The organism is Pseudomonas sp. RC10 (assembly GCF_038397775.1).
Taxonomy (GTDB): Bacteria; Pseudomonadota; Gammaproteobacteria; order Pseudomonadales; family Pseudomonadaceae; genus Aquipseudomonas; species Aquipseudomonas bambusae.
In genome coordinates, this window is sequence record NZ_CP151650.1 from 2,992,886 (window position 1) to 3,018,824 (window position 25,939).

The window sequence follows — 25,939 nt, forward strand, 5'->3', positions numbered from 1 at the left end:
CAAGAAAGGATTGTTGGTACAGGGCGTCTGGCTTTCGCACAATCACGCCCCGTCAGTCAGGTGTTCGTGAGCGTCTTGTCAGGCACGAAGGGGAGAGCAGGGATTCGATGCTGTGCATCGCGGGCAGGAGGACGGCGGCAATCGCGTCAGCGCCCGAGGTGGGGCGCATCTTGCGGCCCGCGCGAATGAACAGTGGGTCGTTGAAATGCAACCTCAGTTTTGCCAGGGAGTTACTGACCGCCGGCTGGCCAACTTCTAGCCGCATCGCGGTATGGGTGACGCTGCGCTCCCGGTAGAGCACTGAAAAGGTGAGCATGAGATTCAGGTCGACATTCCGGAAACGCGTCTCGTCGATCGCCATCAGACGGCACGTCCGAAGGATTCGATCACATAACTGTTGAACTCCATGGAAAACACGCTCTCGAGTTTGATCAGCGAGATGAAGTATTCACCGGCAGGGTGATGGAACGAGGCCCGCATTTCGTACACCGATTTCCAGTGCCCGGTGATGATCCATAAGTGCGGATTGAAGTGGCTTCGGGCGACTTGATACAGCACGCAGCCTGGCAGCCGTTTGACGTTCTCGCCTGCCAACAGCAGGGCCTTGCCCAACTCATCGCTTCGCTCGGGCAGCGAGCGTATGTGGATGGTATTGATCGCCTGCGTCAACATGCTTTGTTCCTTATAGGTAGTTTCTGAATGATAAAGATGGCGTATAGGGCGATAAACGACGCCAAACGAGTTTCTCCGTGGCGACGGAGGCGACAATGAGCAAGCGCAGTGATCTTTCACTCGCCGACATCGTGACGTTCACGGCAGTGGCTCAGGCCGGCAGTTTTACCCGGGCCGCCGAAGCGCTCGGCACGGACAAATCGAATGTGGGCAAAGCCGTGCAACGGCTGGAAAACCGCCTGGGCACGCAGCTGTTTCAACGCACCACGCGGGCGATACGCCTGACGGATGATGGAGAGACGTACCTGAGGGGCGCGTTGATCGCGCTGGACAGTTTTCAGGAAGTCGAGCATGCGTTGGCTATTCGAAGGACTGAACCGGTAGGCCGCGTGAGGCTCAATCTTCCGGCCAGTTTCGGGCGATTGTTGCTACCGTCTTTTGTTGCGCTGGGGGAGCGTTATCCGGGGCTGACTCTGGAGCTGGCGATCACCGACCAAGTGTCCGACCCGGTTGCCGACGGCTGGGACATCGTGGTCCGCATTGGTGAATTGCCCGCTGACAGTGAGATGACCGTGCGCAAGCTTTGCGACACGCATTTCGGGATTTACGCCGCTCCGGCATATCTGACGCGCAAGGGCCCACTCGATTCGGTTGAACAACTCACCCATCACTCGGCAATCATTTTCAAAGGCCGGAACGGCCGACTCAGGCCGTGGACCGTTCTGGATGGCGATCAGGTGAAAGACATCAAACCCGAGCCCGCCATCATCATGTCTGACACGCAAGTGATGATTGACGCGATGGTCCAGGGGCTTGGGGTGGGGCAAGTCCTCGACCGGATGGCCGCCCCCTACGTCCGGGAAGGGCGGCTGGTGCACCTGCTCCCGGGCTGCGACACGCCGGGAATGCCTATCCACGCGTTGATCCCTCTGGGGCAAAAGATGTCGGCGCGAACCCGGCTGGTGCTCAACCATTTGTCAGAGCATTTGCGGGTGGGCTGAGCGCGGTTCAAGTGCAAGGGCCGGAGAATCCCGGTCAGCCCGCTCATTCGGTGAGCCGCGATCAGAATATCGGTGGGCCGCTATGCATAGTCCCCGATAAGCGTGAGTACATCGTCGATAAACCGCCCCTCGACAGGGTCGGTGCCTTCTCGAAGGTAGCCCGGCAGCCGCTGTTGAAATTCGCTTCGGTCGGCCGGTTTGAACTCCAGCAGGGCCTCAAGCATCGCAGGGCGGAGCAGGCGTCGGTTGTCCGGTGTATCGGGGAGGGCCGGACGGATGATGTGCAGGTCGAGGTAGAGCAGTTTCTCGCGAAGCGTCGTGTCTCCTTCCTGGGTGATGCGTTCGGCGTGTTGGCTCTGTTTCTCGGCGACCTGCTGGATGATTTGTTCTTCAGCCTGATTCGATTCCATTGAGATAGGTAAAAGGCGGATGCAGAGCGAGCTTGCCCAGGAGGCAACCATGATCGGAGAGGGCGGGCAGCATTCAGGACGCTGAGATACTTGCTGAAGCCGTCCTTGGGATCGTTTGGCGAAGCTTTGACTGCGGTGGCGCCACATTAGCGGCTGGGCCGGATGGGGTAAAGCGCGGAAAGGATAGCGATGCGCTGTTTATTCCTCGTCGCCCGCTACGTCGCAGACAAGACAGAATCCCTGCGCCCTACGGATTGAACTCTATATGAGGACTGTAATCTCTACCAGTACCACATTCATTTTCGGGAGCGTTCCATGCACATCACCGAACAGCCGTTTCAGGGTACACGCGTACGATTGACGTCCTCTAGAGCGGTCGAGTCTGTGCTCCATTCGCTTCTTGAAGACATCGGCCACATTCCGGTGAATATGGAAGAAATAACCGCACGCCACGAGACGTGGGAGGCTTTTCGCGATCATCTGCAACAGCTCGAAGGGCCGAGTGGTTTCATGCTGTTCGGTCTTGTCGACCACGGCGCCTGGACGCGCAAGGCAGGGCTTTCCCGCCGAGCGGTCAGGGTGATTCTGGGTAATCCGTTGATCGCGATCACGATGCTCAAACACGACTCGCAAGCAGGACTGTTTGCTCCGGTCGAGATGTTGCTGCTCGAAGAGCCTGGCAATACCAGCAGTCTGCTCTATGTGAAGCCGTCGTCGCTGATAGTGGTGGACGCCAACCCGCCGCTTCACGAGGCCGCTGCCGTGCTGGACCGCAAGCTTGCGGCGCTCGCTGATAAAGTGGCCGGCCAGTAAGGTGGTCCTGAGCGCCGGCGGCTCCTGAAACCGCAGTCGGCGAGTGGCGTTCACTTACCAGGGCAGCTCGGTCCCGTGGCGGTCGGTGAAGCGAAGGCCGGGTTTCCCCGTGTTTCGGGCGACGACGTCCACGACCAGAGGGATGCTCTCCGACACCTCTAACGATGCGCTCTGGGTGCCCATGTCCGTACGAACCCAGCCTGGGGCAACCAGAAGAAGTGCGCGGCTGTCGTGTGGGTGACGCGCATGGAAGCTCTTCATCAGCATGTTCAGTGCTGCCTTGCTGGAGCTGTAGAGCTCCCAGAAGCCGGTACTTTGCGTGATGCTGCCCAATTCAGAGGACATCACCGCGAGGACGCCGTTGGGTTTGACGCGGTCATGGAAGATCTCGATGACGCGCATGGGGCTCAATGCGTTGGTCAACAGCATGTCCAGATAATCTTTTTCTGGCACCTGCAGGGGCGTCAGCGCACTGGCTTTGCAGATACCCGCGTTGACGAACAACACGTCCAGGGTTCGACCTTGTTGACGACGATGCAGCGCCTGAACGGCGTCGAGATCCACGATATCGACCTGTTCGATTTCGAGGCAAGCGCCGAAGCGTTTTTCGAGGTCGCTGAGGCCTTCAGATGGACGACGGGTGGTCGCGACGACGTGCCAGCCCCGAGACAGATATTCTTCTGCGAGGGCCAGGCCAAGTCCGCGTGAAGCCCCGACGATCAAGGCAGCAGGTTGAGTGCTCATCATGTTCTCCTTGGGTAGCGCCCCGTCAGGAGGACGGGCGCAAACGAGGGGGAGAAAGTAGCAGCCGCGTTCTTGAGCAACGATGCCTCAACGGTCATCGCAGTCATGACGGCCTGTCATCAATCCCGCCACGATCGCGACGGGAATATCGCTGTATTCGGGCAACAGGCTTGCCGAGGCTTGGCCAGTATCCTAGAGGAAGCCGGGTGTCTTGAATGCTCACTGATGTCGCGGTTTGCCAGGGCTTACCCGTGCGACCCTCAGGTATCGGGACTGAGCACACCCGCCATTCTGGCTTCTACCTCGTCACGGGTTGCAGCCCAGGCCGGTACGGTTTCGAGCAGACGTTGTTGCCAGCGCAGCATATTTGGAAATGCTTCGAACGGTGCGCCGGTACGTGTGTACTGCGAGAAGGGCGCTGCGATGTCGATGTCCGCCAGGGTCAGGGCATCGCCGACGATGAAATTCCGGGTCGCGAGGTGAGCGTCCAGGACACGTGCGGCATTACGGATATTCGTCATCGCCAATTCGACGATGGCGTCGGTTTTTGGTTTGTCCATGAACGTCGCGCCTGCCCACTCGTTGAACAGAAGCGTGGAGAATACCCGCCACTGTTCCCCTGCCCAGAACATCCATTGCAGCACCTGGAGCCTGTCCGCCGGCGTTTCTCCGAGCAGTTTGGCGTTTGTTTTCTCGGCCAGGTAGAGGTTGATGGCCGACGCTTCCCAGATGACGGTATCCCCGTCCTGAAGGACAGGCGTGAGCCCGTGCGGATTGAGCTTCAGAAATTCAGGGGTATGACTCTCCCCCTTGAACAAGTCGATATTAATACGCTCGATGTCGAGGTTCATGATCGCGGCTGCGGTGGTCACGCGGCGAAGGCTACCGGAGCCAGGATCGCCGTAGATTTTGATGGACATGGTTTCTTCTCGCTTATTGAAAGGTGGATGTTCAAAAGCTCGCTAGGGATTGACGAGACCACGGTAAACCTTTTCTTCCCGCAAAATTATACTGTCGTTTGGCAGAACACTTATTTGGAATACGAATGACTGACCGTTGGCTGGAGATCAAGGTGTTCACGCGGATAGCCGAGTCCGGAAGTTTCTCCCGCGCCGCTCAGGAGCTTGGCCTGTCGCAGCCGTCCACCTCCCGTATCGTTACAGGCCTGGAGACTCGGCTGGGTGTGAAATTACTGTTGCGCACGACCCGTAACGTCGCACTCACTGACGCGGGCGTAGCGTTTCTGGAGAGGGCGCGTCAGGCGGCGGCTGACCTGGAAGACGCCGAAGATGCAGCGCGTGGAATCGACTCCCTCCGAGGCACCCTCCGAGTCGCAGTGCCTATTGTGTACGGCAGCCGTGCGATCATCCCCGCGTTGCCGGCGTTCCTGGCGCGCTACCCCGATCTGCGCGTCGAAATCACGATGCGGGACGAGCGGCAGAACCTGGTGGCCGCGGGTGTCGACGTGGCAATCCGCATGGGCACGCTTGAGGATTCCACGTTTGGCGCCCGCCAACTGGCTTCCGTGGCGCGGGTTTTGGTGGCATCGCCTTCCTACCTGGCCAGCAGAGGGGTGCCCCAAACGCCTGAAGATCTGCCGTTTCATGACGCACTTCTCCACGAACAAAGCTTTCCAGAGAAGAGCACATTGAAGGTGTGCAAAGCGGGCATCGAGCAGGTGGTGATGTTGCGCGGGAGACTCAAGGTCGATGCGGCGCCCGGTATTCTGGCGGCTGCACTGGCGGGCCTTGGCATCGCCAATGTCACCACGATCATGGCCGCAGAAGCGCTGCGCGAAGGCCGCCTCGTGCAGCTGTTGCCGGACTACGACATCGAGCCATTGAAGGCGTTTGCCGTCTTTCCTTCCGGCCCGAAACCCTCTGCCAAGGTGCGCGCACTGGTCACCCACCTCATCGCGTCCTTGGCGGAGGGCGAACCGGTTTAGCGTTTGATCAGAAGCGACAACACCGCACTCGCGGAGCACAACCCGGCCACGATGGGAAAGATGATCGATGTGTCGCCACTGGCATCGATCAGATGCCCGATGATCGGCTCACCAATGCCAGCGAATACATAGGATGCGGTGTTGAGTACCCCGGTAGCCGTTCCAGCGGCGCTTCGGCCGAAAATATCAGGACAAAGCGCCCAGAACGAAGAGGCAGGGCCAAAGACGAAGAAACCGCACGCGAACAACAACGCAATGGCCAACAGGCTGCCATGGGGGATGAACATCATGACGATGGCGGTTATTGAAGCGAGCACCATGTAGGAGACGATTGCCAGATAGCGGCGCCCATTGAACACGGTATCGGAAATCCAACTATTGGACAGCGCGCCCAGGGCCATGCCGATGGGTAACGCCACCGTTATCCATTTGGGGTCGATGACGGCTGAAGACGTTTTCCAGTCAAGCCCCAGAAAGTGGACAGGCACCCAGACCACCAATGCATAGCGCGCCGCATTCTGAAAGCCGATTGCCAACCCCGTGATGTAGAGCTTCCAGTTTCGCAACACCATGACGTAGCGGTCGGCGCTGCTTAATGCTTCCTCCGGTGCCACGGACAAGTTGCTCGAAAGACTGCCTTCGGCCTGTTCTGACACCGTATCTTCGGGACGTTCGGAGACGAACAGCCACAGCACCAGCGCGCCCACTAACATCGTGAGCGGCGCCAGTCTGAATATCCAGATCCAATCCAGGTTCATCGCGCCCAAAATAATGATGGGCAATATAAAAGCGAGGACAGAGGAGAAGCCTGAGAAGCCGACATAGATGCCATAGACAAAACCGCGATGCTGATGTCCCCACCAGTTGGACAACAATCGACTGCCTGGCGCAAAGCCCATGGATTGAAAGTAACCATTGGCTCCCCAAGCCAGCATGAAAAACCAGAAAGAGTGACCAAAACTGAATAACCAGTTCGCCGCAAGCGACAAAATAACGCCGGCGATCATCATGCGTTTCCCGCCCAGTTTGTCCCCCAGATTACCGTTGATAAATTGCCCGCTGGCGTAGCACCACAACATCGTTGCACTGATCCAGCCAATCTCGTACTTCGACAACCCATAATCATGCTGCAAGCCAGGCACGGCGAAGCCCAATGTCTGGCGCCCGGTGTAATAAAACAAATAACAGAACGTCACGCCGATCAAGGCGCGCCATTTATAGCGGTCGTAAGTTGCGCGGCGGTTTGAAGCGGAATAGTCCAGGGTATCAACGGTTTTTATTGTCATGCCTGTCTCCGGGCGGCGCGCCGTATTCGCGGCGCTAACCTTTTTTTAGGCGAAGGGGCGGCCTGCAATCCGGACGGCGCCCCTCATTGTTTTGTTGTTACGCAAGGTGGTTCAAGGCGAGGTCGATGATGTCGAAGTTGCGCAGACGTCCTTTCTTGACAAGTCCCGTCAGGCGGCGATTGAAGATCAACGGTACTTTCTGCTCGGATACGCCGCCGTGGGAACGAAGCGGTACAGTCAATCCCGTCAAATCGTGTTTGTCGGCGGCGGTCCCCAGCACAGTCAGGCGCTCTCCCACGACCACCAGATCGCCAATCCGGTCCCCAGGCAGTTCAAATCGTTCGCAGGCTTGGGCACGTGTCAGCACTTGCTCAACCCCGGCGATGGAAGACAGAAACGCTGACAACGCTTCATGGCGGTCGGCATTTCTGACATACACGGTGGCGAACGATCCCAGCGCGCCGTGGTGGACGACATAAGGGTCAGTGATGGGCAGGAGTACTCGCGCTTCTTCAGATCCAAAATGTGCATCGAGCAGGTCTTGCAAATACAAAATATTGGGTCGCCCAATGGCGTTGGTCTTTGCATTCATCCCATGATCGGCAGTGATGGCAACGACAGCACCTTCGTCGTGATAGCGTTTGAAATAACTGTCCATCATGGCGTAGAACTGATTCGCTTCGGGTGTTCCAGGTGCGTGCTTATGCTGCACGTAGTCAGTGGTGGAAAGGTACATGAAGTCCGGCCGTTCTTTGGTCAAGAGGGCGAGGCCCGCCGCAAATACGAACTCTGAAAGTTGTGCGCTATAGACCGAAGGCACCGGCATGCCAACCCGCTCCACAATGCCTTCGATGCCGTGCTCCTCAAGGTTGACCTGGTCGGCTTTTTCAGCCGAAAAACAAATGCCTTCCAAGCGATGTCCGAGAAGACTGCGTAACTTGTCTTTTGCCGTCACGACTGCCACTCGCTGACCGGCCTTCGCCATCTCAGCCAGTACAGTAGGTGCACGCAAGTATTTGGCATCGTTCATGAGCACTTCTTCTTGAGTGTCCAGATCAAAGAAGAAATTGCCGCAGATCCCGTGAACCGAAGGCGGTGCTCCCGTCACGATGGACAAGTTATTGGGATTCGTGAAAGACGGAATCACGCAGTCGCCCGTCAATACGGTTCCGAAATTCGCCAACTCGGCAAGAAAGGGAGCATGGCCGGACTGTATGGCTTGGTTGATGTATTCCTGCTCGCACCCGTCAACGCAAATGACGATAGTTGGGGTAGTGGGCAGACGATAATCTCGCGAATTGACAGTGATGGTCTGTGTCATGGTCAGGCCTATAGTGGGTTTTTTAAATGGGCGCCTGGATAACCGTTGCGCCTTAACGCACTTCAGGTTTCAGAGATGCGTGAAGTCACCGTAAAATGCGTGCCCTCCTCACACAATCGAATTAAAGTATCGAACCCTGTGCGCGAGACTCACACATGAGACAGAAACTGCCGCCTCTGCATGCGCTTAAAATCTTTGAGGTCGCCGCTCGAGCGGGCAGCTACACCGCGGCTTCCAAAGAACTCAATTTGACCCACGGGGCGGTCAGCCGACAGATCGCTGTCCTGGAGGATTGGCTTGGCCAGCCACTTTTTGTGCGGGAGGGGCAGAGCATGGTCGCCTCTTCCCATGCGCGTGCGCTTGCGAGAGAGATCAGCGCTGCGTTCGATCACATCTCGGATGCGGCCGAACGCTACGGCAAGAGCCAACAGCTGAAGGTTATTCGCGTCAGTGCGCCCGCGACATTCGCCATGCGCTGGCTCATCCCGCACTTAAACGCGTTCGCCGAGCGATGCCCTGGCATCGACGTGAGGGTTTCGACCGTGCTGTCCACGCAGCCGATGCTGAGCGGAAGTTTCGACGTCGCCATACGGAGGGAACCCTTGAACGCGGGCCAGTACCAGGTGCTACCGTTGTTCAGCGAAACCAACACGATCATTGCCAGCCCGTCACTCCTCGCACGCAGAGGGATCATCGACGTCGAGCAATTGGCCGAAGAGACGTGGCTGACCACCGAGACTCGGCCTGGTGACTGGGAAGCGTGGACGCGCGCGACCCATCATTCAGCGCTCAGGGCCAACAGGATGCTTCGCTTCGATCACTATTTCGTCACGTTACAAGCGGTGATGGACGGCTTGGGATTTGGTATCGGGCCCTTTCCGACATTGGCCATCGAGTGCGCGAACGGTCGCCTCGCGCAGCCATTTCCTTCCCTCTGCGTCCCGGGCTCGAAATACCATGCGATGGTGCCGCTCGATGCCGATAAACCTGCGCATCTGCGGGCGTTTCTGGAATGGTTGCAGTCAGTTTGCCCTGAGCCCTGATCCGGCTGATACCGATTGCGCAGACGCCCAGCAGGGGATCAGCCCGTCAGGGGGGGCGTGCGGTGCCTGTGATCAAGGCGGACACTCACAAGACCTTCTCAAATGGCCCGCTGGTTGACGCGTGCAGAGAGCTGTTCGGCTGACTCTCTACGCTCTGAGTATCGGTCCACCAGGAAGTCTTTGCGGTCGCGAAGCAACACGGTGAATTTCACCAGTTCCTCCATCACATCCACGATCCGGTCGTAGTACGCAGACGCTTTCATTCGGTCGGCCTCGTCAAATTCCAGGTAGGCCTTGGGCACCGAAGACTGGTTGGGGATGGTAAACATCCGCATCCACCGGCCAAGCACACGCAGTTGATTCACCACGTTGAACGACTGTGAGCCACCGCAAACCTGCATGACCGCGAGGGTCTTGCCCTGCGTCGGGCGAACGGCGCCGAGCGTCAGAGGAATCCAGTCGATCTGCGCCTTGAACACGGCCGACATGGCGCCATGACGCTCGGGTGAACACCACACCTGGCCTTCCGACCACTGCACAAGGTCGCGCAAGGCTTGCACCTTGGGGTGTTCAACCGGCGCGTCGTCCGGCAGTGGCAGGCCAGACGGATCGAAGATGCGCGTCTCGGCCCCGAAGTGCTCCAGCAGGCGCGCGGCTTCCTCGACCAGCAAGCGGCTGAATGAGCGCTCCCGCGTCGATCCATAGAGCAGGAGGATGCGTGGCTTGTGAGTGCTTGAAGGTGTTGCGGGTGCCTTGATGTCGAACAGACTGAGATCGAGGTTGTGAAGTTCTTCGGACATGTGTCCTCCTGCTTACAGGGTGGCGATGCGATTCAGCTCGCGCTTGAGGGCTTCCGAATCAAGGGACCTGAATGGAAGCTCGAAGAAGGCTCGGCAGCGTCGTTCGATACGTCCGAGGGTGGCGAGAAAGGCCGCATTCACTGTTTCCTCGTCACCGATGGCATCGGAGGGATCCTCCAACCCCCAATGCGCCTTCAGTGCGGGGCCGAAATAGACCGGACAGGATTCGCCAGCGGCCTTGTCGCAGACCGTAATGACGATATCCGGGGGACAATGCTCGAACGCGTCGTTGCCCTTGCTGCTCAGCCCCTCGGTAGAGATGCCAGACTGCTGCAGGGTGCTCAGGCTGCGAGGCAGCACCTGGCCCTTGGGAAAGCTTCCGGAACTCACGGCTTCAAAACCAGCGGGAGCCAGGTGGTTGAACATCGCCTCGGACAAGATGCTGCGGCAGCTGTTGGCCGTGCACATGAACAACACTCTCATGAAAAGCTCCTGCCGCACTGAGGCGGACGTCGATGGTCGGTGTGTCAGCAGCAGGCGGACGCGCGAACCGGGCGCCCATCCATCTGCCGCAAGCGTTCTGCATTGATCTGGAGCCACTGGGCGTTGGCCAGGGACGTCACGTCCAGAATCTCGTTCACCCACGTTGGCAGATCAGGGTTGAGGCGGTAGTAAACCCACTGGCCTTGACGACGATCCAGCAACAGACCGTTGCTGCGCAGCTGTGCGAGGTGGCGACTGATCTTCGGTTGGCTGTCATCCAGTGCACACATCAGCTCGCACACACACAACTCGCCTTGGCTGGCGATCAGCAACGTGGCGCGAGCGCGCGTTTCGTCCGCAAGGCTCTTGAAGACTTCGGGAGGGGTGAGCATGGCTGTGCCTTCTACATATGGATGCACGAATATACGGATACCCATATATATTAGGCAAGCGCTGAATGCGCGGGCGCGGCAGTTGGCGTTCAATGACGGCCTGTGCTGCGCTCGCGTTTGGGGTCAATGCAGCGTGGAGGTAGACACTATGCTTCGTTGAGCGCTGCGGCGAAGGTAGCGGTAAATGTCGTGCCACCGACAGTGTCCGAGCGCACTGTCACGTCGCCGCCGTGAGCCTTGGCGATTTCCCTGACAATAAAAAGGCCCAGGCCCACGCTCCTGACATCGTCATCTCGGTCACTGTGGCGGGTCATCGGTTCGAACAGGCTGGCAATTGCCACCTCGTGAATGACAGTCCCCCAGTTATGCACCGCCACGGTAGCGACCCCGTTCTCCACGGTCGACGCTACCGTAATCGCCTGATGAGGATCGCCATACGCGACACTGTTGGCCACCAGATTGCCGACCAGTTGTTGGATACGGTCAGCGTCCAGCTCGGCGCTTGCGTCACCAGAGCTCTGATGCAGAAGTTGCGCCTCAGGAAACGCCAGGTGAAGTTCGTTCAGGCTCTGACTGACCACTTTGTGCAGCTCGACCGCAGACCGCGTGATACCGATCCCGTTGCCCACCCTCACCAGCGCGAGGTCCAGCAGGTCCGCGATCATGCGCTGGGCTCGGTCGGAGGATTTGCCGATGTGTTCCAGCAGTTTGGTCTCTTTGGCCGTACGTTCGCCGCGGACGAGCATGTCGGTGGCCATGCGAATGGCCGTCAGCGGGTTTTTCAGGTCGTGGCTGGCAATTGCGACCATCTGTTCTGCAAACAAGGCTCTGCGCTGAGACTTTTCGTAGGCAATGCTCAGGTCTATTTTTGCCTGTCGCAGCGCCGATTCGGCGGCTGTCTTTTCTTTAAGCAGTTCTTCGGCGTGCTTGCGGGCGCTGAGCAGTTCACGCTCGTACCGGTCGCGATCGGTCGTGCCGAATAGGGCCAGCTCGTAAAACGCCCCGTTGACGTGATCACGCCGCACGCCGTTGAGCAGCATGGTGACGGTGTGTCCATCACGGTGAAGCAGGTCCAATTTCACTTCCGCCACGGAACCCTGCATCTGCATCAGCGGTGCCCAGTGGGTCTGGTGGAAGATACGCCCACCCATGGTGAGCAGCGCCTGGAAGCGGCGACCTTGAAGCTCGGCGTGTTCAACGCCGATCCACTCGCAGACGATTCTGTTCGTACGCAGGATCGTTCCGTCTTCAGTGGTGACGATCAAGCCACAGGGCGCGCCTTCAAACAGGGCCTCGAAGTCCGGCGGTTCAGGGAGTTCAGCGGACATGTGCGCCTGCCCATGGCGCCAGAAACGCGTCCATGGCCTCAGAGCAGGCACTAGGCGCACTCATGTGTGGGCAGTGCCCTACGTTAGGCACGATACAGAGGGTGCTGCCCGGCAGCACATTGTGCAAATACTCACCCACGGCAACCGGCGCGATGAGGTCTTCGGTCGATTGCAGGATCAATGTCGGGGTGGTGAGGCCGGCAATGTCGGCGCGGTTATCCGACATGAACGTGACGCGGGCGAACTGCTTGGCGATTTCAGGCTCGGTACGGCAGAAGCTATTGGTAAGCTCTTCGCTGAGAGCAGGCTGCCCCGGCGAGCCCATGATCACGGGCGCCATGGTGCTGGACCAGCCGAGGTAGTTGCTGTCGAGAGTGTCCAGCAGCGAGTGAATGTCTTCCAGCTTGAACCCGCCGACATAATCGCCCGAATCGATGTAACAAGGAGAGGGGCCGACCATGACGTGCGCCGCAATACGCCCTGGGACCAAGCGATCTGCCAAGGCGCTGATCATGGCGCTCACCGAATGACTCACCAGAATGACCGGTCCGATGGCGTATTCATCGATAATTTCACTCAGGTCCTGAGCATACCCGGCCAGTGAGCCGTATTTGCCAGCGTCATATGCGTCCAGATCAGACTGGCCTGCGCCGACAAGGTCATACATCACCACGCGGAACCGGTCTGTGAAGTGGCGATACAGGTAGCTCCACATGGTCTGGTCGCAGCCGAAACCGTGGGAAAGAATCAGCGTCGCAGGGCCATTCCCCTCGACTCTGACGTGATTGCGTTGGCGAAGGCTCATTGCGACGTTCCGGTTAGCCAGGGTCACATTGGCCCCGGTGTGGCAATAGTGCTTGTCCAGACAAACAGGAGCAAGCCTGTGCTGCCTTTGAAATCACCTGAAAAGAGCGCTCAACCTACGTCAGATTCAATCCGCCGTCTGACAGCAGCACCTCACCGGTCAAATAGTCCGAATCCACCAACATTAAAACCGCGTTTGCAATGTCATCCGGGCTCGCTGCCCTGCGCATTGGGGCGCGATCTCGCCACAATGCCTGGGCATCTGTCCACTCTGCGGTCATGGGCGTGTCTACTAGGCCGGGCGCCACAGCATTGACGCGAATGTCCGGCCCGAGTGACACCGCGAGCAGGCGGGTCATGTGATTGAGCGCCGCTTTGCTCACCGCGTAGGGAATGGATGCGCCCTTGGGACGGACACCCGCATGGGAACTGATGTTTACGACGCAACCTGCTCGGCGTTCACGGGCAGCATCGCGTAGGGCCGATTCGGCCAATGCGACCAGATGGAACGGCGCCACCACATTGATTTCGTTGAGTTCGTGCCACACCGCTGAGGTAGCCGCGGAAAGGTCGGTGTGCGGAATAACCCTGCTGATGCCAGCGTTATTGACCAATACGTCGAGCTGACCCCACGCGGCGATCGCGTCGCTGACAAGCCTGACCCTGTCCGCTTCGATAGCAAGATCAGCTTGTATGTAGATAGCCTGTTTCATGTCGGCAGCCATCGCGCGCCCCGTGTCCGCAGAGTTTCGCGAATGGAGGATCACCGCATAGCCTGCCCGGCTCAGCGCACGTGCGATGGCTGCGCCGATACCGGAGGTAGAGCCTGTGACCAAGGCGACGCGCAGTGCGTTATCGAGTGGCGGACTGGATTTCATAGTGAGATCTCGAATGGGTGGCTAGAGAGTCTCCATCGCAGCATTATGCGTTGCCGGAGGTAGAGATGCCTTCCTGTTGGCTGGTCGTTCCCGCCCCGTAGTTCTTCGTGTCATTCGGGTTTCAGGTCGCGGACTTGATATTTGATTACGTACAGCAGCTGGAGGTCTGAACGCCCCAACCACAAGGCGTTCAACGGCCTCCCCACTCGCGTCCATCTCGGATGCAGCGCCTTCGCTCATTCGGTAAAGGGCAATGACGTTACCGGGCCCACAATCCGTGTGGCCGCAAAGGGCGTTGGCTCCCGGGCTGGTTGAGCGGTTCGGCAATCCGCACCATACCTCATCCACGCGTCTTCAATAGTCGCCTGCGCACGGAAACCTCTACACTGCTCATCCCATCGATCAAGAGCGTCCCACGCGATGCGTTTTTTCCCCCTCTTTTTATTGATTCTGCCTTCTCTCGCTGTTGCGCTCCCGGCCCTGAAAGACACCGAACTGTTCAGCAGCAAGGCGACGGACTGTCACGATGTGGACCTCGGGACCTGGCAGCACCCGGCCCGCGCGGTGTTAGAGAAACATGACATCAAGCTGGAACGGGTGCAGCTGTGCAACGGCGATCACTACCCGGTGTTCACCGGGGAGGTGCCGTACGATCCGACGGGGCAGACCAAAGACTATTTCCTTCCGCTGTATCAGGAAATGAGGAAGGCTAACGGAAAATGGCCGTACGCAATCGTGGCCATCAGCGACGATATCGTGGTGTACGTCAGCTACCCGGCCAGTGACGGGATTTCGCTGGACTACGAGCAATTTGCTGCGCCGTAGGCGAGGATCGATTCACCTCTCGTTCAAGCATTCCTGCACTGGCACATTTTGCGGCTGTCCATCCTGGCCTCTAATAATCGGCAAGAAGCGGCCGATAGCCTGATGACAACCTTACGTCAGTGCCTAGCGATGATCCTTTATGCCTGAACCTTCCACCGCCATCGCCAGCCCAGTGCCGCGCCGCTCGAGTGTGAGCATCATTCGGGCCTCTGTGCTCAAATTCGTCGGCCTGCTGACGGGGGTGTTTCTCCTTGCCGGTTATCTGGTGCTGTATCTGGCCCATGACCTGGATCGCAACGAGGAAACCGAAAGCGCGTTTTATACCCAGAAAGCCGTGCGAGCCCTCGAAAAATCCATAGCCGCCACGGTCAAGGATTATGCGTTCTGGGGCGATGCCTATAAGCATCTGCACACGAGGATCGATACCGATTGGGCGTACGTGCGACAAAACGTCGGGCCCACGCTTTATGCCGACTTTGGATTCCGGGGCATATTCGTCGTCGACGCCGCTGACCACACGGCGTATTCCGTCGTCGATGGGCAGCTGTCGTCGGTCGACGCTTCCACTTGGCTGAAGCACGGGCTTCCCGACCTCTTGACTCAAGCACGGGCGGGCGCTGAAGCCGAAACCCCTACGACCCTGTTCGCCAGCATCGACGGTCGACCCGCGCTGGTGGGGGCTGCGGCGATCACCCCCGGCACAGACCCGACCGTGACACCGGATGACGGGCCGCCGTCGGTATTGATCTTCGTCGACATCCTCGGAGACGACAGGCTGGGCACACTGGGCAAGGATTACGGCGTGGATGAGTTGCGCATCGCCACGGCCGCCGAACTTAACGGGCCGTCGGTCTTCGTGCTGGGTGAAAACGGGGTCGCGGGGAGCTTGCACTGGAATCCGCCGAAACCGGGCGAACGCCTGCTTGGCCTGGGCTTGCCCTTGATCGGTATTGCCGCGTTGCTGGTGTGCCTGATGGCGTGGGCGATATTGCGTCGCACAACGGCGAGCGCCCGAGCGCTGGATGCCAGTTACCAGTCTTTGCAAAGCAGCCAGTCGGCGCTGGCGATCAGCGAGGCACGCTTTCGGGACGTCGTCGAAGCCAGTTCCGATTGGATCTGGGAGATCGACCATGCGGGCCGCTTTACGTACTTGTCTGAGCGATTCGAAAGTGTGACCGGTCTGACCCGGCCCGAGTGGCTCGGCGCACCCATGGATCAACTGCTGTGCACGGAACTGGGCACAGTGAGTCAGTGGCTGAGCATCCCTAATCGACGGCCGGACATCAGCGTTCAGTGCCGATACGTGGACACCCAAGGGCAGGAACGCATTACCCGCTTGTCGGCCCGGGCGATGGCCGACCAGGGATTTCGCGGCACTGCGACGGATGTCACGGAAGAAGTCGAGTCCCGTCGGCGCATCGAATTTCTGTCTCAACACGACTCACTCACGGGACTGCCAAACAGAACCCGGCTCAGAGAGTTCCTCGATGGCAAGCTCAAGACGCAGCCCAGCGCCGAGCGACCGCTGGTCATGCTCAGTCTGGACCTCGATCGATTCAAGTCAGTGAATGATCTGCTGGGCCACGCTGCGGGCGATGCGGTATTGAACGAAATCTCCAGCCGTCTGGCGAACCGCGTTCGCCATGGGGATCTGGTTGCGCGTATCGGTGGCGACGAATTCGTACTGATATTGACGGACCTCAAAGGTCAAGACGAAGTAGAAATGCTGTGTCAGCGGCTGATTGAATCGATTGAAAGTCCGATTCGGATCGGCGAACAGGAAGTGTTCGTCGGCGCGAGTATCGGTATCGCGATGGCCCCCACGGACGCCACCGAAGCCACCGAGTTACTTCGCTACGCCGATATCGCGCTGTACGAGGCCAAGTCGGGTGGGCGCAACACCTGGCGATTTTATGCCGGCGACATGAACTCGAAGATTGTCGAGCGCCGCCGCCTGGAGAGTGACCTGCGTTTCGCGATCAAGCATGGCGAGCTGCGCTTGCATTTCCAGCCGCGCTTTCGCATTGCCGATGGAAAAATGGTGGGCGCTGAGGCGTTGGTGCGCTGGCAGCATCCGGAGCGTGGCTTGATCCCCCCTGACACGTTCATTCCGATCGCTGAAGAAACCGGCTTGATCCTGGCATTGAGCAACTGGGTCATGGAGACCGCTTTTCAGTACGCTTCAAGCTGGCCTGATCAGCTGTTCGTGTCGGTCAATCTGTCTCCCTCCGAGTTCAAGCGCGGCAGTCTGGTTGAGCGTGTGCAACGGGCAGTGCAGCAGTCGCGGATCGAGCCGGGTCGGGTCGAACTTGAAATCACCGAAAACGTCATGTTGGACGATGCGCCCGGTGCGCTGGAGATCATGCGAACGCTGAAACGCCTGGGCATTCGTATCGCCATGGATGACTTCGGCACCGGGTATTCATCACTGAGCTACCTGCGCACTTTCCCCTTCGACGGGCTGAAGATCGACCGCAGTTTTCTGTCTCGGTTGACCGCCACCGAGGACGACCGGCCTGTGATCGAAGCGATCGTCGGGCTGGGTCACGCGCTTTCTCTGACCGTGACAGCCGAGGGGATAGAAACGCCAGAGCATCTCGAATTGTTGCGGTCCGTACTCTGCGATGAGGGCCAAGGCTACTTCCTTAGCCGCCCCTTGGATATGGAGGGTTTCAGCGCTTTGATCCGGGTCACCGAGACCACTGGCGAAACCTGAAGGACACCCTCACCGCCAGGGCGGACTGGGCCGAAACGATTCTTGAAGGAAACGCATGAAGTTGCGCGTCCGCTCCGGCAGTCCCTCTCGCTGATGGGTCAGCGCCACGATGTCGGCATCGGGCAGTTTCCATCCCGGCAGCAAGCGCACAAGCGACCCGTCTTTCAAGGCGTCGGCCACGTCCCACTCCGAGCGCAGGATGACACCGAGCCCCTCACACCCCCATTGCCGGATCACATGGCCGTCGTTGCTGCTCAGGGACGGCTGGATGCGCACGCTCTGGGTGTTTCGCCCTCGGGTGAAGTGCCAGAGCGTGACGTCTTCGTTGTTTTCCCGCAGGGCGATGCAGGGCAGTTGAGTCAGGTGTTCGGGGCTTTCGACAGGGCCGTGACTGGCGAGGAAAGCGGGGGAGGCGCAGACGAAACGACGGTTCGGGGCCAGCGTGCGACAGACCAGGTTGGACACGCCAAGCTGGCCGATATGGATGACCACGTCGAAGCGATCGGCCGCTTCCAGCATAGGCTGATCCGACAGGGTCAAGGCGATCTCGACTTCCGGGTGCAACTGTTTGAACGCGGCCACCGACGGTGCCACGTACGCTCTGCCAAAGCCGAAAGGGGCGTTGATTTTCAGTTTTCCGACAAATCCCCGGCGTCGTTCGTGCAAGTCTTCCAACAGAGTATCGAACTGCTCAAGCAGCTCGGCGCCCCGCACGCACAAGAGTTCACCTTCGTCGGTGAAGCGCAGTTGACGGGCGGAACGGTCCACCAATCGTACGTCGAGTTTCTTCTCCATTTGCTGAAGGCGCTGACTGACGGCAGAAGGCGTCAGGCCCAGTTTTCGGGAGGCCTCCAACAGGCTTTTACTTTCACGAATCACCAACAAAAAGCGAATTTCAAGGGCGTCTGTCATTAAGAATTACTGAATCATAGAGTTAATGAGATTAACGTTCACGACGGTTTTGACGGCTTAGAATAGCGCCATTACCGGAGAGAACCTATGGCTGAACTACCTGAAACGCCCTTGCTGTTACTGGACCGTGAACGACTCGACGCCAACATCTTGCGCATGCGCAGCGCATTGGCGCCCCACAACGTCACCCTGCGACCCCACGTCAAAACCAATAAGTGCCTTGAAGTCACCCAGCGTTTCTTCGCTGACGGCAAAGGGCCCATCACCGTCTCTACGTTGCGTGAGGCGGATGTGTTCTTCGCCGCAGGCTTCACCGACATCTTGTATGGCGTCGGTATCGCGCCCAACAAATTTGAGCACGCGGCAGGGTTGCTGGCGCAAGGGGCAGACCTGAAGCTGGTGCTGGACAATCTGGAAAGCGCGCGGCTCCTGGCGGATTACGCCCGCTCAAGCGTGCAGCGGTTCAATGTGCTGTTGGAGATCGATTGCGACGGGCACCGTTCAGGCATCCCTCCGAACTCCCCTGTGCTGGTCGAGATTGCACGCGTGCTCGAAGGCAGCGGCGTGACGGTGGGCGGCGTGATGACCCACGCCGGCAATTCTTATGACAGCCGATCAATTGCCGAGATCGAAGCCTTCGCCCGACAAGAGCGCGACGCGGTGGTGGAAGCGGCCCAGCGGTTGCGCGACGCCGGATTCGAGCTTTCCGTGGTCAGTGTGGGGTCGACGCCCACGGCACTGTTCGCTCAGGGTCTGAGCGGGGTCACCGAAGTGCGCGCAGGGGTGTTTGCGTTCTTCGATCTGGTGATGGCCGGGCTGGGGGTTTGCAGGGTGCAGGATATTGCCGTCTCGGTGCTTGCGACCGTCATCGGTCTTCAGCCGGAGAAAGGCTGGGTCCTGATCGATGCAGGCTGGATGGCGCTGTCTCGCGACCGTGGCACGGCCAAACAGCCTGTGGATCAAGGTTATGGCGTCGTCTGCGATGTGTCAGGCCAGCCGTTGGGCGACCTGATCGTGACGGCCGCGAATCAGGAGCACGGCATCATTTCGTCCCGCTCGGGGCATCTTGACAACTTCACCGCTCTGCCGGTGGGCACACAGCTGCGCATCCTGCCCAATCATGCGTGCGCCACCGCCGCGCAGCATGCTGGCTATCACGTCCTGACCGAGGGACGCCGCCTCGGTTACTGGCCCCGCATCGCGGGTTGGTGAACAGCGCCTTCTTCTCACTGCCGCCTATTAATCTCATAACAGTAAGGGCGTTAAACCTATGAAAAACCTTTCAGTCTGGATCGTGATCGGGATGCTGCTGGGCGCCGCCATTGGCGGTTTTCTGCACCCCGTTTTGAGTGAGTCCACCGCACAGGTCGTGGTGTCCCAGTACTTGTCGATACTGACGGACCTGTTCTTGCGAGCGATCAAAATGATCATCGCGCCGTTGGTCTTTTGTGGCCTGGTGTCGGGGGTGGCCAACTTGCAGGACACACACGCCATTGGCCGCATGGGGCTGCGTGCGCTGGCCTGGTTTCTGTGCGCGTCGTTCATCTCCCTGCTGATCGGCATCCTGGCGTGCAATCTGCTTGATCTGGGCGGCGAGATGGCGAGTCACCTGCCCGTAGCTGCGGAGAGTTCAGGCATCAACGTTGCGCCTTTCAACCTCAAGTCCTTCATCACAAACATCATTCCGCAGAGCGTGATCAGTGCGATGGCCAGCAACGATATTTTGCAGATCGTGCTCTTTGCATTGCTGTTCGGTATTGCCACCGCGGCGGTTGGCGGGCCGTTGAAAGTCAGGATCCTGGAACTGACGGATGCGGTCTTCGACATCATGTTGAAGCTCACGGGTTACATCATGTGGTTGGCACCCCTGGGCGTCGGGGCCGCGCTGTGTTCCATCGTCACGACCCGTGGGCTCGGCGTGTTGGCGACCTACGGAAAACTGTTGGGCGGCTATTACTTCGCGCTGTTTCTGCTGGCATTGCTGTTGATCGGGGCAGGGCGGGTGATTCTGGGACCTCGGGTTTTTCACCTCTTGAGGCTGATTCGTGATCCGCTGCTGATCGGCTTTTCGACGTCGAGCAGTGAGGCGACGTTCCCCAAGACCATCGAGCAATTGCAGCGTTTCGGGGTGTCGCGTCGGGTGTCCGGGTTCGTGCTGCCGTTGGGGTATTCGTTCAATCTGGACGGCGCGATGCTTTATCAAGCCTTTGCCGTCATTTTCATCGCCCAGGCGTTTCATATCGACATGACGTTCACCCAGCAGGTCGGGGTGCTGCTGGTGATGCTCTTGACCAGCAAAGGCATGGCTGGCGTTCCCCGTGCTTCTCTGGTGGTGGTCGCAGCCTCGTTGCCTTCGTTGGGCTTGCCAGCCTCCGGTTTGTTGCTGCTCCTGGGCATCGATCCGTTCTTCGACATGGGCCGTACCGCGATCAATGTGCTGGGCAACAGCATCGCCACGGCGTCAGTGGCGAAATGGGAGGGTGACCGTGGCGCTGAAACCGAGCCAGCACCGCCTGTGGGGCGGCCAGCGGGTCCGCACATCGAACCTCTTTCCAATGCATGAAGGGAGAACATCAATGAAAACGGTCGCGTCATCGCAACTGCCTGCGCCGGGCGGGCACTACTCGCAAGGGGTCGTTGCGGGAAACCTGTTATTCGTTTCCGGGCAACTGCCTTTCGATCCTGCGTCGGGCACGTTTGCGGAAGGCATCGACGCTCAATTCCTTCAAGCCATGGCAAACGTCGAAGCGGTATTGGTTGCGGCGAATGCCACCTTGGCGAGTCTGGTAAACGTGCACATCTTCCTCTCGGATGTCGCGCACTGGACCACCGTAAACCAGCACTACGCACGGTTGCTGGGCGACCACAAACCCGCACGGGCGATCATTCCGTGCGGTGAACTTCACTACGGTGCATTGGTGGAAATCACCGCCATCGCCGAACTCATCAACCCTGCACAGGAATAGCTGCCATGAATACGATCCTTGATCCACGCCCACAACCTGTCCAGCCCTCAGCGCCGGTTGAACTGGTGTTGTTTGATTTGCTGACCGCCTTGCTGGATTCCTGGACCCTGTGGAATACCGTGGCCGGTTCTGCGGAGAGGGGGCGGACGTGGCGTATGGCCTATTTGAAAGCGACCTACGGCTGTGGCAGCTACAGGCCTTATGAAACGCTGGTTGAAGAGGCTGCCATAGAGGTCGGTTTGGGGCCGCAGGCCGCGTCGAGTCTGGAGGCGCGTTGGGGTGAGTTGCAGCCGTGGCCAGAAGCCAAGGCGGTGTTGGCCCAGCTCCAGAAGCGTTACAAGCTGGGGATCGTGACGAACTGTTCGGAGAGGCTGGGCCGGATGGCAGCGGACCTGCTGGGCGTGCCGTTTGACGTGATCATCACGTCGGAACAGGCCGGCTTCTATAAACCCGACCCGGCGCCGTATCGGCTTGCGCTGGAAGTGGCAGGCGTCGCCCCCGCCAACGCGGTCTTTGTGGCGGGTTCTGCCTACGATCTGTTTGGCACGGAAAAGGTCGGCCTGCCGACCATCTGGCACAACCGGATCGGTTTGACGGCTCCCGACGGGGCGCCCGCGCCTTTGATCACGCGGCCGACGCTGGAGACGCTGGCGTCAGATATTGCGAGCCTGGCAGGAGCGGATTAAGAACGCTACCGGGCGGCAGTGCGTGCTCGGAGCTGACGTGCGTGGCAGAGCCAGGTGGTTCGGCGAGCAAGCGCTGGTCGTTAACCGCCAATGGCCAGGCATTTTCCCGTTCCCGTCCGCTCCAGAATCCGGGTGACGTCGTTGGAAGCGACCCTGGCCAGCGGGGTCGCAGGATTAGGCATCATCATCGCGTCGGAATGGATGTGCCGCGCCTTTCTCGCGGACGGCTCACTCGTCCGACTTCTTCCGGATTACCGCCTGGACGCGGTGGACGTCCACGCGGTCTTCCTGAAAGGCCGCGTGCCGTCCAGCAAGGTGCGGATGTTCACCGAGTTTCTGATCGAGGTGCTGGCGAAGGCTTGAGGCTGACGGTCGATGGCATCGATTTCCGCAATGCGGACGCTCCATCGATCCGGATATGGGCATAACATGGCGCCATGTCATCTCTTCACTCACACGAGAACCCCTCACCATGCTGGACAGCCTCAGCGGCATCATGGCCTTCGTGCAGGTCGCGGAAACCCGGAGCTTTACCGAAGCCGCCCGTTTGATGGAGATTTCATCTTCGGCGGTAGGCAAGAGTGTGTCGCGCATGGAAGAGCGCCTGGGTGTGCGGCTGTTTCACCGCAGCACCCGCAGCGTCACCCTGACCGCCGAAGGCGAGCTGTTTCTGGAGCGCTGCAAACGCATCATTCAAGAGGCCGAGCAGGCGGAAATCGAGCTGTCGCAGTTGGCGGACGAACCGCGCGGCAAATTGCGCATCAGTGTGCCGTTGCAGAACACGCTGATCTTTCCGCTGCTGACCGGCTTCATGCAGGCGTACCCGCAAATCGAGCTGGACGTGGACCTGTCCGACCGCATGGTGGACGTGATCGAAGAAGGCTTCGATGCCGTGGTGCGCACCGGACAGCCATCAGACTCACGACTCATGGCGCGCAAGCTGGGGGAATACAAACTCGAACTGGTGGCGTCGCCGGAGTATCTCGCCCGCCGGGGCCGACCGACCCACCCGGATCAACTGCGCAATCATGCGTGCTTGCTGCATAAATTCCCTGCCAGCGGTTCTCTTGAGCGCTGGCCGGTGCGCGATCCGGACGCCGACAGCGACCCTGAACTAGGTCGGGTCATCGCCTGCACAACCACTGACGCGCTGACCCACATGGCGTTGGAAGGGCTGGGCATTGCGTGTCTGGCAGACTTCTCGACGATTCAGGCATTGCGGGACGGCAAGCTTGAACGCGTGCTGCCGGAATTCACTGATCATCGAGGCTCGCTGTGGATGCTGTGGCCGTCGAGCCGCAACGCCACGCCGAAGCTGCGGGTGTTTATCGACTATTTCAAACAGCACATCGCGACGGTGGAGCAGCCCTGACGCGACGAAAGGGGATTACAGCCGAATAGTCCGAATTGTTGTGACGGTTGGGCTGTTTATCTCGTTCGGGAAAAGCCTTGTACTACCCGCCAGTGCCCAGGCCTGAAAGCGCTGGCTTTCGGGCGGGCAAGCGTCTTTTCCCTATCCGAACGAGGCAATCATGTCCAAGCTCCATACCCCGGTCACCGTCGGCCCCTTCACGTTTTCCCACCGTGTCGTGCTGGCACCCCTGACCCGCATGCGTGCCGAAGAGGGCGCCCGTCCCGGCGCCTTGATGGCTGAGTACTACGCACAGCGCGCGTCCGAGGGCGGCTTTCTCATTGGCGAAGCGACCATCGCGGCGCCCAACGGCAACGGCTATCTCGGCGCGCCAGGCCTGTTCGATGACAGCCAGATCGCCGGCTGGAAACAGGTCACCGACGCTGTCCATGCCAAGGGCGCAAAAATCTTCCTGCAGCTCTACCACGCCGGTCGCCAGTCCAACAGCGAAGTGCAGCCCCACGGCAGCATCCCGGTCGGGCCGTCGGAAGTGCCCCACGGCGGGGTCGCTTACACCCAGGAAGGCTGGGTGCCGAACACCCCGAACCGCGCGCTGACCGTCGAGGAAATCGCTGAACTGGTCGAGAGCTTCCGCACCGCCGCCGAGCGTGGCGTGAAAGCCGGTTTTGACGGCGTCGAACTGCACGGCGCCAACGGTTATCTGGTGGATCAATTCCTTCAGGACAACAGCAACAAACGCACCGACAACTACGGCGGGTCCTTCGAAAACCGTGCGCGGTTTCTGCTGGAAGTGACGAACGCGCTGATCTCGGTCTGGGGTTCGAACCGCGTGGCCGTGCGCCTTGGCCCAAGCGGCACCTGGGGCGACATGGGCGATGCCGATCCGGAAGGCCTGTTCACTCACGTCGCCCAGCAACTGGCGCCGCTGAACCTCGCGTATCTGCACCTGATCGAGCCGCGCATCCTGGGCAACGTGGAAGATGAAAATGCTGACCCGGCTCCTGTTGCGGCACAGATGATCCGCAAGCATTTCCCGGGCGTGATCGTCGCGGCAGGCGGTTTCGACGGCGAAGGCGCCGAAGCGATCATTCGGGCGGGCGATGCGGACCTGGTGGCGTTCGGTCGCCACTTCATCGCCAACCCGGACCTGCCGGAAAGACTGCGTCTCAAACGGCCACTGAACGCCTACGACCGTCCGACCTTCTTCGGCGGCACGGAAGTCGGCTACGTCGATTACCCGTTCTACGAAGCAGCCGCGGTGGTGTGACAGCCAAGCGGTGCAATCGAGCCGACAGCGATCCTTCGCTGTCGGCTTTTTTGTGGGTACGGCCCGCGGCCAGATGCGAACTCGACTTCGACGCGACCCGCTTCTGCCCGAAGGGCGTAGGAGCAAGCTTGCTCGCGATCGGCTGCGGAGCAGTCGCAAATCCGGTGTCTGCGGTCTGTCTGGCACAACGCCCAATAAAAAGCCCGATGGCAAGCATCGGGCGTTGAGGGGGGAGGCGAGACGTCGCTTCAGTTCACAGTCACCACGATACGGCCAAGGTGCAGGTTCTTTTCCAGCTCACGGTGCGCCTCGACCATCTCGTCGAAGGTGAAGGTCTTGGCGATGACGGTGTGCAACACGCCGGACTTCAACCCCGCGAACACGTACTCGGTGGCCTTGCGTTGACGTTCCGGGTCGGTGGTGGTGCCAAACAGGTTGTAGCCGCGAATCACCGGGGTCTTGGCGATGACCGTTAGCAGCGGCAACGGCGTGATGTCTTCGCTCAAGGCGCCGTAGATGAATACGGTTCCGCCGACGCGCAAAGCCTCCAACAGTTTCGGGAAGGTGGCGCCGCCGACAGGCTCGAACACGATGTCGGCGCCGCGACCCTCGGTGATGCGGTTGACCGCGTCCACCAGGTCTTCTTCGTCGGTCACGATCACGTGGCTCGCACCGGCTGCCAGCAGTTGTTCGCGCTTGGCGCGGGTGCGGGTCAGTGCGACCGGAATGCCGCCCGCCGCCCGCACCACTTGCAAGGTGCCGAGGCCGACGGAGCTGGACGCGGCCGGTACGAGCACGACGTCGCCCGCTTTGAGCAGGTCGTTTTCGATCAGTGCGCCATAGGGCGTGATGAACACGTTCCAGATGGCCGTGGCCTGTTCGTACGACACTGATTCCGGCAGTTTGACCACGGCGTGGGCGGGCGCCAGGACTTCTTCGCCGTACATGCCGTAATCGTTCAGCGAGAAAGACGGCACTGTGCTGACCCGATCGCCGACCGCGACGTGTTTGACGTCGGCACCGACGGCCGTGACAACACCGGCCGATTCGTAGCCCAGGCGGGCGGGGAGGTGGACCGGCTCAACGTAACTGCCTTGCCGCCACATGGATTCAGCGCGGTTCAAGCCGATGGCATGAACCCGGAACAGCACTTCGGTCGCGGCCGGTGTCGGGGTTTCGATGGTTTGATAGCGCAGCACGTCAGGGCTGCCGTATTCGGTGAAATGGATGATGCGAGGCATGGGAATCTCCAGGGAAAGACAGGGGTAGGAAACA

At 59.7% G+C, this 25,939-nt stretch carries 28 protein-coding genes; 13 read left to right on the forward strand and 15 right to left on the reverse strand.

What is annotated here, in order from left to right:
* Positions 1-52 precede the first annotated feature (52 nt).
* Positions 53-361, reverse strand: coding sequence for a LysR family transcriptional regulator (locus AAEO81_RS13810; RefSeq protein WP_341964147.1), 309 nt, complete (start codon positions 359-361; stop codon positions 53-55).
* Positions 361-672 carry an antibiotic biosynthesis monooxygenase family protein gene (locus AAEO81_RS13815; protein ID WP_341964148.1) on the reverse strand — a complete coding sequence of 104 codons (312 nt, stop codon included), beginning with the start codon at positions 670-672 and terminating at the stop codon, positions 361-363. Before AAEO81_RS13815 ends, AAEO81_RS13810 begins: the two co-directional genes overlap by 1 nt.
* 95 nt (positions 673-767) lie before the next feature.
* Between AAEO81_RS13815 and AAEO81_RS13820 the strand changes: the two genes are divergently transcribed.
* Complete coding sequence (locus AAEO81_RS13820; protein ID WP_341964149.1) at positions 768-1,673, forward strand: LysR family transcriptional regulator; 906 nt, start codon at positions 768-770, stop codon at positions 1,671-1,673.
* Between the two features lie 80 nt (positions 1,674-1,753).
* Here AAEO81_RS13820 and AAEO81_RS13825 read toward each other — a convergent pair whose 3' ends face one another.
* Entirely contained in the window at positions 1,754-2,134 is a 381-nt protein-coding gene (locus AAEO81_RS13825) for a hypothetical protein (protein ID WP_341964150.1), read from the reverse strand.
* 264 nt (positions 2,135-2,398) lie between these two features.
* Between AAEO81_RS13825 and AAEO81_RS13830 the strand changes: the two genes are divergently transcribed.
* Positions 2,399-2,896, forward strand: coding sequence for a DUF302 domain-containing protein (locus AAEO81_RS13830; RefSeq protein ID WP_341964151.1), 498 nt, complete (start codon positions 2,399-2,401; stop codon positions 2,894-2,896).
* A gap of 54 nt (positions 2,897-2,950) precedes the next feature.
* On the opposite strand, the gene AAEO81_RS13835 is transcribed toward AAEO81_RS13830, so the two are convergent.
* A complete protein-coding gene (locus tag AAEO81_RS13835) occupies positions 2,951-3,640 on the reverse strand; it encodes an SDR family NAD(P)-dependent oxidoreductase (protein WP_341964152.1) in 690 nt (229 codons plus the stop codon).
* Between the two features lie 260 nt (positions 3,641-3,900).
* Entirely contained in the window at positions 3,901-4,560 is a 660-nt protein-coding gene (locus tag AAEO81_RS13840; protein ID WP_341964153.1) for a glutathione S-transferase family protein, read from the reverse strand.
* 125 nt (positions 4,561-4,685) lie between these two features.
* Here AAEO81_RS13840 and AAEO81_RS13845 point away from each other — a divergent pair, with 125 nt between their 5' ends.
* Positions 4,686-5,585, forward strand: coding sequence for a LysR substrate-binding domain-containing protein (locus AAEO81_RS13845; RefSeq protein WP_341964154.1), 900 nt, complete (start codon positions 4,686-4,688; stop codon positions 5,583-5,585).
* Here the strand turns inward: AAEO81_RS13845 and AAEO81_RS13850 are convergent.
* The gene (locus tag AAEO81_RS13850) at positions 5,582-6,871 is read right to left on the reverse strand and encodes an MFS transporter (protein WP_341964155.1); all 1,290 of its coding nucleotides are present in this window, start codon (positions 6,869-6,871) and stop codon (positions 5,582-5,584) included. The genes AAEO81_RS13845 and AAEO81_RS13850 overlap by 4 nt on opposite strands.
* Before the next feature lie 97 nt (positions 6,872-6,968).
* On the reverse strand, positions 6,969-8,192 hold the full coding sequence (gene phnA / locus AAEO81_RS13855) for a phosphonoacetate hydrolase (protein WP_341964156.1): 1,224 nt from the start codon (positions 8,190-8,192) through the stop codon (positions 6,969-6,971).
* 155 nt (positions 8,193-8,347) lie between these two features.
* Here phnA and AAEO81_RS13860 point away from each other — a divergent pair, with 155 nt between their 5' ends.
* Entirely contained in the window at positions 8,348-9,235 is an 888-nt protein-coding gene (locus AAEO81_RS13860) for a LysR substrate-binding domain-containing protein (RefSeq protein ID WP_341964157.1), read from the forward strand.
* Positions 9,236-9,333: 98 nt separating this feature from the next.
* Here AAEO81_RS13860 and arsH read toward each other — a convergent pair whose 3' ends face one another.
* The 6 genes from arsH to AAEO81_RS13890 form a co-directional block, all read right to left on the reverse strand.
* The gene (arsH, locus tag AAEO81_RS13865; protein ID WP_341964158.1) at positions 9,334-10,035 is read right to left on the reverse strand and encodes an arsenical resistance protein ArsH; all 702 of its coding nucleotides are present in this window, start codon (positions 10,033-10,035) and stop codon (positions 9,334-9,336) included.
* Between the two features lie 12 nt (positions 10,036-10,047).
* Positions 10,048-10,518, reverse strand: coding sequence for an arsenate reductase ArsC (locus tag AAEO81_RS13870; protein WP_341964159.1), 471 nt, complete (start codon positions 10,516-10,518; stop codon positions 10,048-10,050).
* Positions 10,519-10,562: 44 nt separating this feature from the next.
* A complete protein-coding gene (locus AAEO81_RS13875) occupies positions 10,563-10,910 on the reverse strand; it encodes a metalloregulator ArsR/SmtB family transcription factor (RefSeq protein WP_341964160.1) in 348 nt (115 codons plus the stop codon).
* A 146-nt stretch (positions 10,911-11,056) separates the two neighbouring features.
* Positions 11,057-12,238 (reverse strand): PAS domain-containing sensor histidine kinase, encoded by a 1,182-nt coding sequence (locus tag AAEO81_RS13880; RefSeq protein ID WP_341964161.1) that lies wholly within the window; start codon positions 12,236-12,238, stop codon positions 11,057-11,059.
* A complete protein-coding gene (locus AAEO81_RS13885; RefSeq protein WP_341964162.1) occupies positions 12,228-13,043 on the reverse strand; it encodes an alpha/beta hydrolase in 816 nt (271 codons plus the stop codon). The genes AAEO81_RS13880 and AAEO81_RS13885 overlap by 11 nt, the downstream gene beginning before the upstream one ends.
* A gap of 115 nt (positions 13,044-13,158) precedes the next feature.
* On the reverse strand, positions 13,159-13,920 hold the full coding sequence (locus AAEO81_RS13890) for an SDR family oxidoreductase (RefSeq protein WP_341964163.1): 762 nt from the start codon (positions 13,918-13,920) through the stop codon (positions 13,159-13,161).
* A gap of 420 nt (positions 13,921-14,340) precedes the next feature.
* Here AAEO81_RS13890 and AAEO81_RS13895 point away from each other — a divergent pair, with 420 nt between their 5' ends.
* Together AAEO81_RS13895 and AAEO81_RS13900 are read left to right on the forward strand one after the other, a co-directional pair.
* Positions 14,341-14,745, forward strand: coding sequence for a hypothetical protein (locus AAEO81_RS13895; RefSeq protein ID WP_341964164.1), 405 nt, complete (start codon positions 14,341-14,343; stop codon positions 14,743-14,745).
* Positions 14,746-14,884: 139 nt separating this feature from the next.
* The gene (locus tag AAEO81_RS13900; protein ID WP_341964165.1) at positions 14,885-17,461 is read left to right on the forward strand and encodes an EAL domain-containing protein; all 2,577 of its coding nucleotides are present in this window, start codon (positions 14,885-14,887) and stop codon (positions 17,459-17,461) included.
* A 9-nt stretch (positions 17,462-17,470) separates the two neighbouring features.
* Here the strand turns inward: AAEO81_RS13900 and AAEO81_RS13905 are convergent, their stop codons facing one another.
* The gene (locus AAEO81_RS13905; protein WP_341964166.1) at positions 17,471-18,373 is read right to left on the reverse strand and encodes a LysR family transcriptional regulator; all 903 of its coding nucleotides are present in this window, start codon (positions 18,371-18,373) and stop codon (positions 17,471-17,473) included.
* 87 nt (positions 18,374-18,460) lie between these two features.
* Here AAEO81_RS13905 and AAEO81_RS13910 point away from each other — a divergent pair, with 87 nt between their 5' ends.
* From AAEO81_RS13910 to AAEO81_RS13940, 7 genes are all read left to right on the forward strand, one after another.
* Complete coding sequence (locus tag AAEO81_RS13910) at positions 18,461-19,585, forward strand: alanine racemase (RefSeq protein ID WP_341964167.1); 1,125 nt, start codon at positions 18,461-18,463, stop codon at positions 19,583-19,585.
* A 58-nt stretch (positions 19,586-19,643) separates the two neighbouring features.
* The gene (locus AAEO81_RS13915) at positions 19,644-20,936 is read left to right on the forward strand and encodes a dicarboxylate/amino acid:cation symporter (RefSeq protein ID WP_341964168.1); all 1,293 of its coding nucleotides are present in this window, start codon (positions 19,644-19,646) and stop codon (positions 20,934-20,936) included.
* 13 nt (positions 20,937-20,949) lie between these two features.
* Complete coding sequence (locus AAEO81_RS13920; RefSeq protein WP_341964169.1) at positions 20,950-21,339, forward strand: Rid family hydrolase; 390 nt, start codon at positions 20,950-20,952, stop codon at positions 21,337-21,339.
* A gap of 5 nt (positions 21,340-21,344) precedes the next feature.
* Positions 21,345-22,025, forward strand: a complete 681-nt coding sequence (locus AAEO81_RS13925; protein ID WP_341964170.1) for an HAD-IA family hydrolase — start codon at positions 21,345-21,347, stop codon at positions 22,023-22,025.
* 90 nt (positions 22,026-22,115) lie between these two features.
* A complete protein-coding gene (locus AAEO81_RS13930) occupies positions 22,116-22,388 on the forward strand; it encodes a LysR substrate-binding domain-containing protein (RefSeq protein ID WP_341964171.1) in 273 nt (90 codons plus the stop codon).
* Positions 22,389-22,500: 112 nt separating this feature from the next.
* Positions 22,501-23,397, forward strand: a complete 897-nt coding sequence (locus AAEO81_RS13935; RefSeq protein WP_341964532.1) for a LysR family transcriptional regulator — start codon at positions 22,501-22,503, stop codon at positions 23,395-23,397.
* A 160-nt stretch (positions 23,398-23,557) separates the two neighbouring features.
* Positions 23,558-24,664: an alkene reductase gene (locus tag AAEO81_RS13940; protein WP_341964172.1), complete on the forward strand. Its 1,107-nt coding sequence runs from the start codon at positions 23,558-23,560 to the stop codon at positions 24,662-24,664.
* 248 nt (positions 24,665-24,912) lie between these two features.
* Here AAEO81_RS13940 and AAEO81_RS13945 read toward each other — a convergent pair whose 3' ends face one another.
* The gene (locus AAEO81_RS13945) at positions 24,913-25,905 is read right to left on the reverse strand and encodes a zinc-dependent alcohol dehydrogenase family protein (protein ID WP_341964173.1); all 993 of its coding nucleotides are present in this window, start codon (positions 25,903-25,905) and stop codon (positions 24,913-24,915) included.
* Positions 25,906-25,939: the final 34 nt, after the last annotated feature.